13 protein-coding genes and 1 pseudogene are annotated in these 15053 nt (G+C 56.2%); 11 read left to right on the top strand and 3 right to left on the bottom strand.

All coding sequences use genetic code 11. The features are described 5' to 3' along the window. Window positions 1–658: 658 nt before the first annotated feature. Window positions 659–2863: an OsmC domain/YcaO domain-containing protein gene (locus tag KGA83_RS04560; protein WP_108219306.1), complete on the bottom strand. Its 2205-nt coding sequence runs from the start codon at window positions 2861–2863 to the stop codon at window positions 659–661. 77 nt (window positions 2864–2940) lie between these two features. Then, window positions 2941–3819: a putrescine utilization regulator PtrR gene (gene ptrR, locus KGA83_RS04555; protein ID WP_008047600.1), complete on the bottom strand. Its 879-nt coding sequence runs from the start codon at window positions 3817–3819 to the stop codon at window positions 2941–2943. A gap of 100 nt (window positions 3820–3919) precedes the next feature. Here ptrR and KGA83_RS04550 point away from each other — a divergent pair, with 100 nt between their 5' ends. The 11 genes and pseudogenes from KGA83_RS04550 to KGA83_RS04500 form a co-directional block, all read left to right on the top strand. Next, window positions 3920–5311 carry an aldehyde dehydrogenase family protein gene (locus KGA83_RS04550; RefSeq protein WP_223528718.1) on the top strand — a complete coding sequence of 464 codons (1392 nt, stop codon included), beginning with the start codon at window positions 3920–3922 and terminating at the stop codon, window positions 5309–5311. Between the two features lie 298 nt (window positions 5312–5609). Further along, window positions 5610–6386 carry an ABC transporter substrate-binding protein gene (locus KGA83_RS04545; protein WP_108219308.1) on the top strand — a complete coding sequence of 259 codons (777 nt, stop codon included), beginning with the start codon at window positions 5610–5612 and terminating at the stop codon, window positions 6384–6386. A 92-nt stretch (window positions 6387–6478) separates the two neighbouring features. Further along, window positions 6479–7168: an ABC transporter permease gene (locus KGA83_RS04540; protein WP_223528715.1), complete on the top strand. Its 690-nt coding sequence runs from the start codon at window positions 6479–6481 to the stop codon at window positions 7166–7168. 14 nt (window positions 7169–7182) lie between these two features. Further along, on the top strand, window positions 7183–7881 hold the full coding sequence (locus tag KGA83_RS04535; protein ID WP_223528712.1) for an ABC transporter permease: 699 nt from the start codon (window positions 7183–7185) through the stop codon (window positions 7879–7881). A gap of 8 nt (window positions 7882–7889) precedes the next feature. Next, entirely contained in the window at window positions 7890–9002 is a 1113-nt protein-coding gene (locus KGA83_RS04530; RefSeq protein ID WP_223528709.1) for a succinylglutamate desuccinylase/aspartoacylase family protein, read from the top strand. Between the two features lie 18 nt (window positions 9003–9020). After that, entirely contained in the window at window positions 9021–9785 is a 765-nt protein-coding gene (locus KGA83_RS04525) for an ABC transporter ATP-binding protein (RefSeq protein ID WP_223528707.1), read from the top strand. A gap of 127 nt (window positions 9786–9912) precedes the next feature. Then, the gene (locus tag KGA83_RS04520) at window positions 9913–10821 is read left to right on the top strand and encodes a MurR/RpiR family transcriptional regulator (protein ID WP_108219313.1); all 909 of its coding nucleotides are present in this window, start codon (window positions 9913–9915) and stop codon (window positions 10819–10821) included. A gap of 319 nt (window positions 10822–11140) precedes the next feature. Further along, complete coding sequence (locus KGA83_RS04515) at window positions 11141–12265, top strand: acyltransferase family protein (RefSeq protein ID WP_223528705.1); 1125 nt, start codon at window positions 11141–11143, stop codon at window positions 12263–12265. 221 nt (window positions 12266–12486) lie between these two features. Next, window positions 12487–12654 (top strand): hypothetical protein, encoded by a 168-nt coding sequence (locus KGA83_RS04510; RefSeq protein WP_223528703.1) that lies wholly within the window; start codon window positions 12487–12489, stop codon window positions 12652–12654. Window positions 12655–12823: 169 nt separating this feature from the next. After that, window positions 12824–13570, top strand: coding sequence for a metallophosphoesterase (locus KGA83_RS04505; protein WP_223528699.1), 747 nt, complete (start codon window positions 12824–12826; stop codon window positions 13568–13570). 131 nt (window positions 13571–13701) lie between these two features. Continuing rightward, window positions 13702–13926, top strand: a pseudogene (locus KGA83_RS04500) (gfo/Idh/MocA family oxidoreductase); the annotation flags it as partial. A gap of 287 nt (window positions 13927–14213) precedes the next feature. On the opposite strand, the gene KGA83_RS04495 reads toward KGA83_RS04500, so the two are convergent. Further along, entirely contained in the window at window positions 14214–14459 is a 246-nt protein-coding gene (locus KGA83_RS04495) for a hypothetical protein (protein WP_108219316.1), read from the bottom strand. Window positions 14460–15053: the final 594 nt, after the last annotated feature.

Genomic DNA, 15053 nt, shown 5'->3' with positions numbered 1-15053 from the left:
ACTCTTCAGTTCAAACATCTTTGGGTTTTGAGAAAACCCTAAACTTGGCTCAGCAATCGTTGGTTACATCTTTGATTTCTCGCGGAGTAACTTGTGATGCTGATAATCTGTTGACTAGCAGTCTGACTCCACAAGCACCCACACGAATTGCTTGATTCAGTTGTTAAAGAGCGGTTGGTTAAGATCTTTCGTCTCAACCGAGGCGCGCATTCTACAGCAGCCTCATTTGCTGTCAAGTGATTATTTTCTGAAGCTTTCAAAGTTTCCCTTGTAACTTCAACCACTTGCGCTTCAGATCTCTCATCAGCGGGAGGCGAATTCTACAGCGTTACACGCTGCTGTCAACACCTCTTTTTCAACTTCCTTTTGGCTTCGATGAGCTGAAGCAACCTGCTGCCGAAAACTGCGTAACTCATTGTTTACCAAGGAGTTTTCCGTTTCGAGTGCGCCGGAAGTGGGGCGAATTATAGACATCTATAATCTGCCGTCAAGCACTGATTCGGGTTTTCTATCAACAACCTGCAAATCGCCCCAAAGGACGCCTATATAGAAGGATCAGAACGCCCTTCTATATAGAAGAGCTTCCTCATAGGCAGCCGCAACCCATGTCATAGTCAAAAAACAAAAAAGCACCCAAGGTGCTTTTTTGTTATCGCTGTCAGCTGTACAAAGCCGCCACCCTCGCCCGCGCCATGTGCAGCTTCTTGTAGCTGTCGATCAGACGAAGGTGCCTGTCGAGCCCTTCCAGTTTCATGCTCGTCGGCGTCAGACCATAGAAACGTACGCTGCCATCCACCGACCCTATCGCCGCGTCCATCCGCTCGTTGCCGAACATCCGGCGGAAGTTGACCTCGTAGTCGCTCAGTTCCAGGTCATCGTCCAGCTGCATTTCCAGCACGACGTTCACGGCTTGATAAAACAAGCCGCGCTCGACGGTGTTGTCGTTGTATTGCAAGAAGGCTTCCACCAGATCCTTGGCCTGATCAAACTTCTGCAAGGCGAGATAAATCAGCAGCCTCAGCTCCAGGATCGTCAGCTTGCCCCAAGGCGTGTTGTCGTCGAACTCGATGCCGATCAAGGTGGTGATGTCGGTGTAATCATCCAGCTCGCTGTTTTCCAAACCCTGGGCCAGCGTTCTCAGGCCGACCTTGCTCAGACTGTGCAGATTGAGGATGTCGGCGCGGAACTGCAGCGCTTTATTGGTGTTATCCCAGATCAAATCTTCTACCGGATAAATTTCCGAGTAATCCGGCACCAGAATGCGGCAGGCCTTGGCGCCGATGTGCTCATAGACCGCCATGTACACTTCTTTGCCCATGCCTTCGAGAATGCCGAACAAGGTCGCGGCCTCTTCGGCATTGGAGTTTTCGCCTTGACCGGAGAAATCCCACTCAACGAATTCGAAATCAGGTTTTGCACTGAAGAAGCGCCACGAGACCACACCACTGGAATCGATAAAGTGCTCGACGAAGTTGTTCGGCTCAGTCACCGCCTGACCTTCGAAGGTCGGCTGGGGCAGATCGTTCAGTCCTTCGAAACTGCGCCCTTGCAGCAGTTCCGTCAGGCTGCGCTCCAGCGCCACTTCCAGGCTTGGGTGCGCGCCGAACGAGGCAAACACGCCACCGGTACGCGGGTTCATCAAGGTCACGCACATCACCGGGAACTCCCCGCCCAGCGATGCATCCTTGACCAGCACCGGGAAGCCCTGCTCTTCCAGGGCCTGGATACCCGCCAGGATGCCCGGGTATTTCGCCAGCACTTGCTGCGGCACATCCGGCAAGGCCATTTCGCCTTCGAGGATTTCGCGCTTGACCGCGCGCTCGAAGATCTCCGACAGGCACTGCACCTGGGCTTCGGCCAGCGTGTTGCCAGCGCTCATGCCATTGCTCAGGAACAGGTTTTCGATCAGGTTAGACGGGAAGTACACCACCTCATTGTCCGACTGGCGTACAAACGGCAGTGAACAAATGCCACGCTGGGTGTTGCCGGAGTTGGTGTCGTACAGATGCGAGCCACGCAACTCGCCATCCCGGTCGTAAACCTTCAGGCAGTACTCGTCGAGGATTTCGCTCGGCAGTTCGTCCTTCGGGCCCGGCTTGAACCAGCGCTCGTCCGGGTAATGCACAAACGCCGCATTGGCGATGTCCTCGCCCCAGAATTGATCGTTGTAGAAGAAGTTGCAGTTGAGCCGCTCGATAAACTCGCCCAGCGCCGATGCCAGCGCGCCTTCCTTGGTCGCGCCCTTGCCGTTGGTAAAACACATTGGCGAATGCGCATCGCGGATGTGCAGCGACCACACGTTGGGAACGATATTGCGCCACGAAGCGATTTCGATCTTCATGCCCAGGTCGGCCAGGATGCCCGACATGTTGGCGATGGTTTGTTCCAGCGGCAGGTCCTTGCCCACAATGTAGGTGCCCGCTTCGCCAGTCGAATGCGGCATCAGCAACGCCTGGGCATCGGCGTCGAGGTTTTCGACCTCTTCAATCACGAACTCAGGCCCGGTTTGCACCACCTTCTTTACCGTACAACGGTCGATGGAGCGCAAGATCCCCTGACGGTCCTTGGCGGAAATGTCCGCCGGTAATTCGACCTGAATCTTGAAAATCTGGTTGTAGCGGTTTTCCGGATCAACAATGTTGTTCTGCGACAGGCGGATATTTTCGGTGGGGATATTGCGAGTCTCGCAGTACAACTTCACGAAGTACGCCGCGCACAACGCCGACGAAGCCAGGAAGTAATCGAACGGCCCCGGTGCCGAGCCATCGCCCTTGTAGCGAATGGGTTGATCGGCAATCACCGTGAAGTCGTCGAACTTGGCCTCAAGTCGAAGGTTGTCGAGAAAGTTGACCTTGATTTCCATGCGTGCTTACCAGAATAACGAGCTATACGATTTGGCCGCCATTATCCGGTTTTTCAGCGCAGACCGTTAACTTTCCACTATTTTTCGACCAACACCACCCCGCGCTCCTCGAGCAGGCGCACAAACATCGTCAGGCTCTGCGACACCGTCCCCCTGCGCCACACCAGCCAGGTGCGCAGATAGCGGAACGACTCCGACAGCGGCCAGACGCTGACCGTCGTGCATCCAGGCATGCTTTCGAGCATGCTGCGGGGCATCAGCGCCAGGCCGGCACCGGCGCTGACGCAGGCCAGCATGCCGTGATAGGACTCCATTTCGAAAATCTTGCCGGGCACCGCCGCGCCATTGGCGAACCAGCTTTCGAAATGATGGCGGTAGGAGCAGTTGGAGCGGAAGGCATAGATGTTTTCGCCGTTCACATCCTTGGCCCGATGAATCGGCTCATGGTTGAGCGGTGCAATCAACACCATTTCCTCCTCGAATGCCGGCACGCCCTCCAGCGCCGGATGCAACACCGGACCATCGACAAATGCCGCGGCCAGCCGCCCTGACAGCACCCCATCGATCATGGTCCCGGAGGGGCCGGTGGACAGGTCCAGTTCGACCTTGGCGTGCTTCTGGTTATAGGCGGCCAGTAGCTCTGGAATACGTACCGCCGCAGTACTTTCCAGCGAACCCAGGGCGAAGGCTCCCTGCGGCTCTTCACCTGCCACTGTGGCGCGCGCCTCCTGAACCAGGTCGAGAATACGTCGTGCGTAATCCAGAAAGCTCCAGCCTGCCGGCGACAGGCGCAGGCGACTCTTCTCGCGGATAAACAGGTCCACACCCAGGTCCAGCTCAAGCTGCTTGATTCGGGTCGTGAGATTCGATGGCACCCGGTGGATATGCTGGGCGGCCACGCTGATGCTGCCGTGCTCGGCGACAGCCTTGAAAATTTCGAGCTGAACCAGATCCAAATCATTCTCCAAACGTGAACGTTATGCTCAGTATTATTCAGTTTCCATAAAACATATACCCCCATAACCTGAGCACATTCCCACCCCGCAGGACGGTGCCATGACCCACGTATCCAGCCTTACCCATGCCATTTCGATCAACCCGACCACGGGCGAACAGATCGGCCAGTACCCTTTCGAATCCGATTCGGCATTACAGGCCGCGCTGACGCGGGCCGCTACCGGGTTTCGCGCCTGGCGCCGCAAACCGGTTGAGCAGCGCGCGCAGCTGTTGATCAACCTCGGCCAGGCCTTGCGCAACAATGCGCAGGCCATGGCGAACATGATCACCCAGGAAATGGGCAAGCCTATCGCTCAGGCCCGCGGTGAAATTGAAAAATGTGCGCAGCTCTGCGATTGGTACGCCGAACACGGCCCCGCCATGCTGAGCCCGGAACCGACCCTGGTTGAAGGCGACAAGGCACGCATTGAATATCGCCCGCTCGGCCCGATTCTCGCCGTCATGCCGTGGAACTTCCCCATCTGGCAAGTCCTGCGCGGCGCGGTCCCCGCCTTGCTCGCCGGCAATACCTACGTGCTCAAACACGCGCCAAACGTCATGGGTAGCGCCTACCTGCTGCTGGAAGCCTTCCAGCAAGCGGACTTTCCTGAAGGTGTTTTCGAGGTTATCAACGTCACCCCGGAGGGTGTATCCAGGGCGATCGCCGATCCACGTATCGCGGCGGTCACCCTCACCGGTAGCGTGCGTGCGGGCATGGCCATCGGTGCTCAGGCTGGAGCGGCACTGAAGAAATGTGTATTGGAACTGGGCGGCTCCGACCCGTTTATCGTGCTCGACGACGCAGACCTCGATGAGGCAGTGAAAGCCGCGGTGATCGGGCGCTATCAAAACACCGGGCAAGTCTGCGCCGCCGCCAAGCGCCTGATTGTCGAGCAAGGCATCGTCGAGGAGTTTACCCGCAAGTTCGTCGAGGCCACCCAACGACTGGTCGTCGGTGATCCACTGACCACCACCACTTATATCGGCCCGATGGCTCGCTTCGATCTGCGCGACGAACTGGATCAACAGGTGCGCGACACACTGGAAGAAGGCGCGACGCTGCTGATGGGTGGAAAGAAGGCTGAAGGCCCCGGCAACTACTATGAGCCTACGGTACTCGGCGACGTGACCGATCAGATGACATCATTCAAACAGGAGTTGTTTGGTCCTGTGGCCTCAATCATCACGGCCCGAGACGCAGCCCATGCGCTGGAGCTGGCCAATGACAGCGAGTTCGGCCTCACCGCCACTCTCTTCACGCGCAATGTCGAACTTGCCCGGCAGATGGCCGACGAACTTGAAACCGGTGGCGTGTTCATCAACGGTTATAGCGCCAGCGATCCGCGTGTCAGTTTTGGTGGCGTGAAGAAGAGTGGCTTTGGCCGTGAGCTCTCGCATTTCGGGGTGCGCGAATTCTGTAATGCACAAACGGTTTGGCTGGATCGACGCTAAGGACAGCGCAGTACTGCGAACTGGCTCAGTTTCCGACTGCGCAAAAACCTTGATACCGGAATAAAAAAACGGGCGCCTTATCGGCGCCCGTTTTTTGTTCAAAGGATTGATGACACAGGTGAGGTCAGTCCACCAGTGCCCTGCGTGTCGCCCTGCGCTGATATGTTTTTTTTCATTAAGTTGATTTGTGAATTATTTTATGTCATTTATACCCTCGCAAATCATCAGGACAGTCCACCTCACCAGACCGGACGGTAATCCCGTATCACCCCAACGCCCCATCCAAGGAGTCAACAATATGTACAAGACAGAACTTCTAGGTGCTCTGGCACTGTGCGCCGCAAGCTTGCTGGCACATGCCGACGACGACAGCCTGCGTATCGGTATCGAAGCCGCCTACCCGCCCTTCTCTTTCAAGACGCCAGAGGGCAACGTCAGTGGTTTCGACTACGACATTGGCAACGCGCTGTGCGAAGAGATGAAGGTCAAATGCGAGTGGGTCATCCAGGAATTCGACGGCATGATCCCGTCGCTGAAAGTGCGCAAGATCGATGCTGTGCTGTCGTCGATGTCGATCACTGAAGACCGTATGAAGTCGGTCGATTTCAGCAAAAAGTACTACCACACGCCGGGTAAGTTCGCGATGAAGACCGGTAGCGTGATCAACGACCCGCTGGTCGATCTCAAAGGTAAGAAACTGGGCGTGCAACGCTCTTCGACCTATGACCGTTTCGCCACCGAGCAGCTTGAGAAAGCCGGCGCCCTGGTGGTGCGCTACTCCTCGCAAAATGAAGCCTTCCTCGATTTGGCAGCGGGTCGCCTGGACGCCACGCTTGCAGACATCGTCAACACCGATGAGAGCTTTATCAAAACACCATTAGGTAAGGGTTTCGCACTGACAGGGCCGGACATCAATGACCCGAAATACTTCGGCAGAGGTGCCGGAATCGCGGTGCGTAAAGGCGACAGTGCGAACGTTGCACGTCTGAGTGCAGCGATTGACGCGATCCGCGCCAATGGCAAGTACCAGCAAGTGATGGGCAAGTACTTCGCCTTCGATATCTACGGCGAATAAGCCTTTATCCGAGACCCTGGCGCCGGCCCCTTGCGGGCGCCGCTTTTGGTTTGTCTTGCGCGCCTCCCGGCGCTCGCTTGAGGAATTTCATCATGCTTCACGGCTACGGATCGAGCATTCTCGATGGCGCCTGGCTGACCATCAATCTGGCCCTGACCTCCATGACCATGGCCATTTCCCTGGGACTGATCGGCGCAGCCTTTCGTTTGTCGCCATTCAAATGGCTGGCGGTGCTGGGCGAAGGTTACACAACCCTGATTCGCGGTATTCCTGACCTGGTGTTGATCCTGCTGATCTTCTACGGCGGCCAGGATCTGATGAACCGCATTGCCCTCGCACTCGGTTACACCCGGTACATCGACATCAATCCCTTCATCGCCGGTGTCTGCACCATGGGCTTCATTTTCGGTGCCTATCTCTCGGAGACCTTTCGTGGCGCCTTCATGGCGATCCCTAAAGGTCAGGGCGAGGCTGGCGTGGCCTACGGCATGAGTGGCGCTCGGGTGTTCTGGCGGATTCTGGTGCCGCAGATGATTCGTTTCGCCATTCCCGGGTTCACCAACAACTGGTTGGTACTGACCAAATCCACCGCGCTGATCTCGGTGATCGGTTTGCAGGACATGATGTTCAAAGCCAAAAACGCAGCGGACGCCACCCATGAGCCGTTCACGTTTTTCCTCGCGGTTGCCGCGCTTTACCTGATGCTGACCAGCATGTCATTGCTGGTGCTGCGCTATCTGGAAAAACACTACTCGGTCGGCATCAAAGCCGCCGAACTGTGACTGGGAGCTCCCCCATGATTCTCGACTACAACCTGATCTGGGAAAACCTGCCGCTGTATTTCAACGGCGCCTTGGTGACCCTGAAAGTGCTGCTGATTTCCCTGGCCGTTGGCCTGGTGCTTGCGGTTCCGATAGCGCTGATGCGCGTTTCCCGATCACCGCTGATCAACTTCCCGGCCTGGCTCTACACCTACGTGATTCGCGGCACCCCGATGCTGGTGCAATTGTTCCTGATCTACTACGGGCTGGCGCAGTTCGAAGCGGTACGTCAAAGCGCGCTCTGGCCTTACCTGTCCAGCGCGACCTTTTGTGCCTGCCTGGCCTTCGCAATCAATACCAGCGCCTATAGCGCGGAACTCCTGGCCGGCAGCTTGAAGGCCACGGCCCACGGCGAAATCGAAGCCGCCAAGGCAGTGGGCATGTCGCGCCTGACCTTGTACCGCCGCATTCTCCTGCCGTCGGCCTTGCGCCGGGCGCTGCCGCAGTACAGCAACGAAGTGCTGATGATGCTGCAGACCACCAGCCTGGCGTCCATCGTCACGCTGGTGGATATCACCGGTGCCGCGCGAACCGTCAGTTCGCGCTTTTATCTGCCGTTCGAGGCATTCATCACTGCCGGCCTGATCTACCTGGCCCTGACCTTCATCCTGGTTCGCCTGTTCAAGCTGGCCGAGCGCCGCTGGCTGGCCTATCTGGCACCGCGCAAGCACTAAGGAGCGTTATGAAGCACATTCAATACCTTTTGCCGTGGAGTGCCTCGGGCACAGAACGAAAGTTGTCGCTGTTTCGTTTTGGCAGCGGGCCGCGCAAGGCCTACATCCAGGCTTCCCTGCATGCCGACGAACTGCCGGGGATGCGCGTTGCCGTCGAACTCAAGCGCCGTCTGCAAGAACTGGAAGATCAAGGCCTGTTGACCGGGGTGATCGAACTGGTGCCGATGGCCAATCCAATTGGTATCGCACAGATGTTCCAGGCCACCCATCAGGGGCGCTTTGAATTCTCCAGCGGGAAGAACTTCAATCGCGACTTCCCGGAACTCGCCGAGGCCGTGGCAAAGCAACTGGAAGGTCAACTGGGCGACGATGCCAATGCCAACATCGCACTGATCCGCCGCGCCATGGGCGATGCCCTCACCAACATGCCGGCACCGGCATCGGAACTCGATGGCTTGCGGCGCCTGTTGCTGCAGCATGCCTGTGATGCCGACGTGGTGCTGGACCTGCACTGCGACTTCGAGTCGATCATGCTGCTGTATGCCATGCCGCAAAACTGGCCACGCTTGCGCTCATTGGCCGCCCGCCTGGGCGCTGGCGTGGCCTTGCTGGCCGAGGCGGCGGGAGGCAACGCCTTCGATGAAGCCTGCGCAATCCCCTGGCTGCACCTGGCCGAGCGCTTTCCTGAAGCGAATATTCCGTTGGCGTGCGTGGCCACCACGATTGAATTGCGCGGCATGGCTGACACCGAGCGCGAGCAATGCGTCGACAGTGCCCAGGCCATTCTCGACTATCTCGCCGAGCAAGGCCTGATCAGCGGTGACTGGCCTGCAGCGCCTCCGAGCCGTTGTGAAGCGACACCGTTCGCCGGTGCGCAGTATGCCTATGCGCCGCACCCGGGGGTGGTGAGTTATCTGCAACCGTTGGGCGCCCACGTCAAGGTCGGCGATCCGCTCTTCGAAGTGCTTGATCCGCTGACCGATCAGCACAGCGTGGTGCACGCCAGCACCGACGGCATCCTGTATGCCCGTGAACGCCTGCGCTTTGCCCAGCCCGGTTTGTGGTTGGCCAAAGTGGCCGGTAACGCCCCTATTCGCCAAGGCCGTTTGCTCAGCGACTGATTCCAGAGAGTTGAAACCATGTACAAACTTGAAATTCAGGATCTTCACAAAAGCTACGGCGCCCACGAAGTGCTCAAGGGCGTGTCCCTGGAAGCGAAAGCCGGTGACGTCATCAGCATTATCGGCTCCAGCGGCTCCGGCAAAAGCACCTTCCTGCGTTGCATCAACCTGCTGGAGCAACCCAACGCCGGCAACATCGTGCTCAATGGCGAACAGCTCAAGCTTACGACCAATAAACTCGGCGGGCTCAAGGCTGCCGAACCCAGGCAGTTGCAGCGCATGCGTTCGCGCCTGTCGATGGTGTTTCAGCACTTCAATCTCTGGTCGCACATGAGTGCCCTTGAAAACGTCATGGAAGCTCCGGTGCATGTGCTTGGAATGAACAAGCGAGAAGCCCGGGAAAAAGCCGAACACTACCTGAACAAAGTCGGCGTGGCACACCGCATGGACGCCTGGCCGGCGCATATGTCCGGTGGCGAGCAGCAGCGCGTAGCAATTGCCCGTGCACTGGCCATGGAACCTGAAGTGATGCTGTTCGACGAACCGACCTCGGCTCTCGACCCCGAGCTGGTCGGCGAAGTACTTAAAGTCATGCAGGATCTCGCACTCGAAGGACGCACCATGGTGGTCGTGACCCACGAAATGGGCTTTGCCCGCGAGGTTTCCAATCAGCTGGTGTTTCTGCACAAGGGGCGGGTCGAAGAACGCGGCAATCCGCGTGAAGTGCTGGTCAATCCTCAGTCTGAGCGTCTGCGGCAATTTCTGTCCGGGAGTTTGAAGTAAGACCGCCGCCCACCCATCCACTGCTCGGCGCTGCCCTGACAGGGTTGGCTTCGGATACACTCCAGCCAACCTTGTCAGGGCATCAGGCACAGCCCTTCTCTCACCTTCAGGAAATGTTGAGCTGGATATGCCAACCCCATCGAAAGACACCACTGTCTATGCCGCACCGGTCATGCGCAAACTGACGGAAATCGTTTCCGAACTGCCGCCGTCACTGCGCAAGGTGGCGGACTTTATCCTGCGTCACCCGCTCAAAGCCGCGACGCTGACCATCGAGGAGATGGCACACGAGACATTGACCTCTCCCGCCGCCGTCAACCGCCTGGCCAAAGCGCTGAACCTGGGTGGCTACACCGGCATGAAGGCCGAGCTGGTGGCGACTTTGCAGCAGATGGTGTCGCCGGTCGACAAGCTTCGTAATGAACTGGCGCATCGACCGGGTGGCGCATTTGGCCTGCATGAGCAGATCCAGAGCGCCACCAGCAACCTCGCCACGGCGGCGACCAACAACCATGAAGATGCCTTTGAAGCGTTCGTCACCCGCCTGACCGAGGCGCGTAAAATCTACATTCTCGGCTTTGGCAACAGCGTCTACTTCGCCGGTCTTGCCGCCTCGACCCTGATGCCCTTCTGTGCGGACGCCACCGCCATCAGCATGGAAGGCGGCAACGAAAACGCCGCTTACCGCCTGGCCGCAATCACCGATCAGGATGTATTGCTGGCGATCTCCTTGCCGCGCTATTCCCTCGACACCCTGCAACTCGCGCGTTTTGCCAATGAGCGCGGCGCCTCGGTGCTGGCAATCACCGACTCACCCGCCTCGCCTCTCACCAGCATTGCCGAACACGTGCTATTTGCCCCCGCCGACCATCCGGTCATGACCAGCTCCAACATCGCCGTGCTCGCCTTGATCGAAGGATTGGTGGCGGGTGTGATGGCCCGCAATAAAGAAGCCGTCAAGCTGGCGACAGAGTTGACCGAAAGCGTGATGTCTTACCTGCATATTCCTTCCAGCAGTAAATCGCCGAAAAAGTGATACTTCTTGGGGGGCGTCGCCCCCGCAGTACTGCGTACGCCTTGATGTCATGGTACCCGCACGACTACGCGCCTGGCGCCAACATGCTGAAATCGGGAAAAGGCGGGGTTAGAGCGAGCGTAAAAAGCCGGATCAGGCGCCGGCCACGGGGGGAGATTTGCAGCAATTGCTGCGGTGTGATGCTCATGTCTTGCATCGCTTCGAATGTAGATCGTCGTAAAGAAAAACGACTGGCCACCGACTTATCGACAGCGCATGGCTTAGCTTATAGAATCGCGCGCCGAAAAAAAATAAAACTTTCTTGATTCGCAGGTAGCGCATGACACCCTCCGTTAGCGAAACAAAGAATCTGGACATCGAAGTATTGCGTGCCTATGCCATCGCTATTACTTTCGTTGCTCATCTCGGTCTTTTAAATCCGGATTGGTTTAAATGGACTACCTATTTCTGGCTGGGTGGAGGGGTAGATTTATTCTTCTGCATTTCCGGATTCCTTATAACGACATCATTGATAAAAGCTTTGAACCCGCAAGATCAGTTCCTGCGTTTTGCCGGATCTTTTTGGACAAGGCGGTTGTTTCGATTGTGGCCCGCAGCGATTTTCTGGTCGACCATAACGTTGGCAATTTCATTTACCTTTGACGTCTCCAGGACATTTGGCTCACAAGAGAACATGGTAAATTCCTGGACATTCGGCATGTTGAATATCCAGAATATATACATCTGGTACACTGAAAACTCAAACAGTGCAACTCCACTATGGCACTACTGGAGCTTGTCACTAGAAGAACAGTTCTATGTAATTCTCCCCATCATTCTGTTTTTCGTCCCTAATCGAAAATTATTGATCATCCCTTTTCTTGCCGTAGCAATTTACCATTCCACACAGATACGTCCGTGGGGTACATTGCTTTGGTTTATTCGAAGCGACGCATTGCTTTACGGCACCCTAATCGCGTTGGCCTGGCATTACTACCCACAGCGGATATCAAAAATTTTCTCTACCAACAATAAAAAAACATTACAACTTGCATTATTGATCTGCATTCCCCTACCCATCATCACAGCAAAAATCGGCTGGTCCCCCTACTACATGGGACTTGTCGCAATCACTTCAAGCCTGGTTGTGCTCCTGTGTTCGGAAAATCTAAACCTTACGGGCTCACATGGCCGCCTCCGAAAGATCGCCATTTACATCGGATCGCGCTCCTACTCCATTTATCTTGTTCACAACCCTATATTTGCAATTGTAAGAGAAATATGCCTTCAGTCAGGGTATACGGATCTCACACTTGAAACCGATAAAATATTTGCCGTCCTCATCGCGCTAGTACTAACTGGAGTGATAGCAGAGTTTTCCTACCAAGTTGTGGAAACTCCACTTAGAAATTACGGGTCGCAGCTTTCGAAAGCAAAATTCAAGCGGGTGATGTTGGCCAACTAATGCTATTGGAGTAGCCGTCCTGTTCAGCGAGGCTGATTCAACGCGACGCGGTATTTTTTCAAAGATCTCGAGTCGCTGACTGCCAAGGATGCCAGCCGAACACTCAAAAATAAAAAGGGGGCGGGACGGAGTGATCCCCCTGGCTCCCCATCTTCTTTTTCATACGTCTTGAAAGCTTCGAGAGTTTCTCTCTGGACTTTTCCAGGCAGGAAAGCGGCGACGTGACAGTGCTACGGCCTGAACTGGTGATGGTCAGCCACTTGTTTGTACGCCAGTCGGCAGAGTTGGCGGCAGCAGTGACTCACCGAATGCTGAAGACCTTGCTCGACAATCACTGGCATCCTTCAGGGGTCTTCGACCGTAAGCGCTCCATGAACCCCACATTTTAAAGGTAGGATCTATGGCTATCTTGGAGTTTGCGGTGTGTAGTTGGGCGGAAACTGGCGGGGTGAACGATCAACGTTAGCCGAACGGCATCTCCCGCCCCTCCCACTTATTTTTATTTGTTTCATAATTGACCTGCCAGCCTGCCGGTGAACGGCAAGCGGAGGACTTTGCATGCTCCAAACGACCGAGGTATCGCGCGTGAAGCGCTTCGCCGCAAACACGGCGGGTCGGGATTTCGCTGTCGGCGATATTCACGGACACTTCACCCGATTACAGTCTGCCCTGGACAAGGCCGGCTTCGAACCGTCGGTAGACCGACTGTTCAGCGTCGGAGACCTGATTGACCGAGGCCCTGAATCTCTGGACGTCGATGAATGGCTTTTATGCAAGCCCTGGTTTCATGCTGTGCGCGGCAATCATGAGCAGATGACCGTCGATTCGTACGCCGCTGGCTGCACCGGCACTCAAAGCTACATGCACTTGATCAATGGTGGAGCCTGGTTCTACGGCCTCTCCAGCATTGAGCAGGACTACTACGCGAACATTCTCCAGGACTTGCCGCTGGTGATCGAGGTCGAGACGGCGCAAGGCCTGATAGGCATCGTGCACGCCGATGTACCTCGGGGTAGCTGGGGAGAAATGATCTGTGCACTATCCGGATCGGAATTCGAAGCCGATCACGTAGCCGCAATGCTCCTGTGGTCGCGCAAGCGGATCACTGAAGAAGACCCATCAGGCGTGGAGGGTATTCGGGCAGTGATCGTGGGCCACACGCGTCTGAGTCAGCCTGCCGTACTCGGGAACGTGTATCACATCGACACTGGCGGCTGGATGGATGGTCACTTCACGCTGCTGGATCTCGCCACCCTGCAATGCATCCCACCCATCAACCCAAAGCTCAGACACGACCGGGGTTAACCACCTTCTGCCGTCACGAACGGCATGGAACATCACAGTCGATGACCTGATCGGTGGTGAGATCATCATCTTTCAAGGCGAATTCAGCGAAGACTTCATGGCCGATCCAGCGTCCCCCTGGTTGTGCCGCTGCGAGGCCGAACCTGCCTGGATACGCAGCGTTCAGTCCAGCGCCGGGGCATCAGCTGGGCTACAACGAGTTGAAGACGCTGGAAGTGCATGAGCTGATCATGGCCTTGGCCGGCCATGGACAAGCCGGCACCGATTTCGAGCAAGCCCTGGAAGTTGAGCGACTGGCGACGGCGATTCGATTGGCGGCACGGGAACAGCGCTGGGTCAACATCAGCGAGGTTTGATCGCGGATAACGCCGCCAATCGGCGGCAATGACGCTATTGCCCTCGGACATACTGTCGATGAGGTTGCCGGCGCGTTCAAACCGGGCCTCAAGCAGGTGATGAAAGAACAGGCATCAACAACCAGCAGGACATTCACCAACGGCTGCTGATCTACCTGATCAATTCAGACTTCGATACAGCGGCGTGGATGCTTAAGAATCTCATGGCACCTTACGAGACCAGCGAAAAGGTCTCGCGAGCATTTAAGGATAAGCGCTTGGCGCAGTTAAAGCGCGATCCCGGAAAGCTACCGAGCGATACTCGGTGATTGTTTTGTCCAGAGGAGGTTTATGGCATCTGTTTCAAGCCTCAGGCTGTTACCGACCCTGAGCCAGAACAGTACGTCGTTAGGTGTCAATACGCTGAAAAAGATCCAGTGCCCCGAGCCGTCAGCCTTTTCCTCTACTTCTGCAACGTACAACGCGACCTCGCTTTCGCTAAGTTCCAAGGCATCGGAGATTTCTCGCTGTGTCGGCTTTCTTACGCTGCTCATAGTGAAATCCATTTCTTGAACAAAGTGCTGAAAGCATAGCTGAACACCGGAACCTGGAATCTCCACCTGTCGCATCCGGCGCGTGCAGGGTTCACCCCGCCAGTCACCTCAGGGGAGAGTGTGTGTAACGCAACTGGCGAGGCGAACGATTGAACGTTAGCTGAACGTCTCAGCTTGTCGCCTGCACCTTGTCTGAATGGGTGCCCACCCTGACCAGTTGCTGGCCATTCAGTAATCCGTCTGAAACACACCAGGCCGGGCGAGCGATCATGACTTTACCCAGCGCAGCGCCAAGTGTCTCGAACACAACCCTGAACAAAATTAACATTGAGCCAGCCGGTGAACGGTGGGCCAGGAATCGCCATGTCCGATTTTCAAATGGGTCGCTTGATAAGGCGTTTTGAAACCGCCACTATTCCTTAAAATATATCAGTCAACTTCTTTAAATATATAAACCAGCATCAAACCATCGAAGACGATCAACACTCTCACCCTACCGCGTCAATATACCCATTATCACATTACACCTCATTGAACAGTAATTATTGGGCGCACTCCAAGACGCACACTTCCCACGAATAACGCAACGCCTTA

Source organism: Pseudomonas sp. GL-R-19 (assembly GCF_019956375.1).
Classification (GTDB): Bacteria; Pseudomonadota; Gammaproteobacteria; order Pseudomonadales; family Pseudomonadaceae; genus Aquipseudomonas.
This window is presented reverse-complemented; position numbering and strand designations above follow the sequence as displayed.

Excerpts from the sequence above, each read along its gene's own strand:
- KGA83_RS04560 (WP_108219306.1), bottom strand. The coding sequence starts at position 2,863 with ATGGAAATCAAGGTCAACTTTCTCGACAACCTTCGACTTGAGGCCAAG.
- KGA83_RS04550 (WP_223528718.1), top strand. The coding sequence starts at position 3,920 with ATGACCCACGTATCCAGCCTTACCCATGCCATTTCGATCAACCCGACC.
- KGA83_RS04545 (WP_108219308.1), top strand. The coding sequence starts at position 5,610 with ATGTACAAGACAGAACTTCTAGGTGCTCTGGCACTGTGCGCCGCAAGC.
- KGA83_RS04540 (WP_223528715.1), top strand. The coding sequence starts at position 6,479 with ATGCTTCACGGCTACGGATCGAGCATTCTCGATGGCGCCTGGCTGACC.
- KGA83_RS04535 (WP_223528712.1), top strand. The coding sequence starts at position 7,183 with ATGATTCTCGACTACAACCTGATCTGGGAAAACCTGCCGCTGTATTTC.
- KGA83_RS04530 (WP_223528709.1), top strand. The coding sequence starts at position 7,890 with ATGAAGCACATTCAATACCTTTTGCCGTGGAGTGCCTCGGGCACAGAA.
- KGA83_RS04525 (WP_223528707.1), top strand. The coding sequence starts at position 9,021 with ATGTACAAACTTGAAATTCAGGATCTTCACAAAAGCTACGGCGCCCAC.
- KGA83_RS04520 (WP_108219313.1), top strand. The coding sequence starts at position 9,913 with ATGCCAACCCCATCGAAAGACACCACTGTCTATGCCGCACCGGTCATG.
- KGA83_RS04515 (WP_223528705.1), top strand. The coding sequence starts at position 11,141 with ATGACACCCTCCGTTAGCGAAACAAAGAATCTGGACATCGAAGTATTG.
- KGA83_RS04505 (WP_223528699.1), top strand. The coding sequence starts at position 12,824 with ATGCTCCAAACGACCGAGGTATCGCGCGTGAAGCGCTTCGCCGCAAAC.
- KGA83_RS04495 (WP_108219316.1), bottom strand. The coding sequence starts at position 14,459 with ATGAGCAGCGTAAGAAAGCCGACACAGCGAGAAATCTCCGATGCCTTG.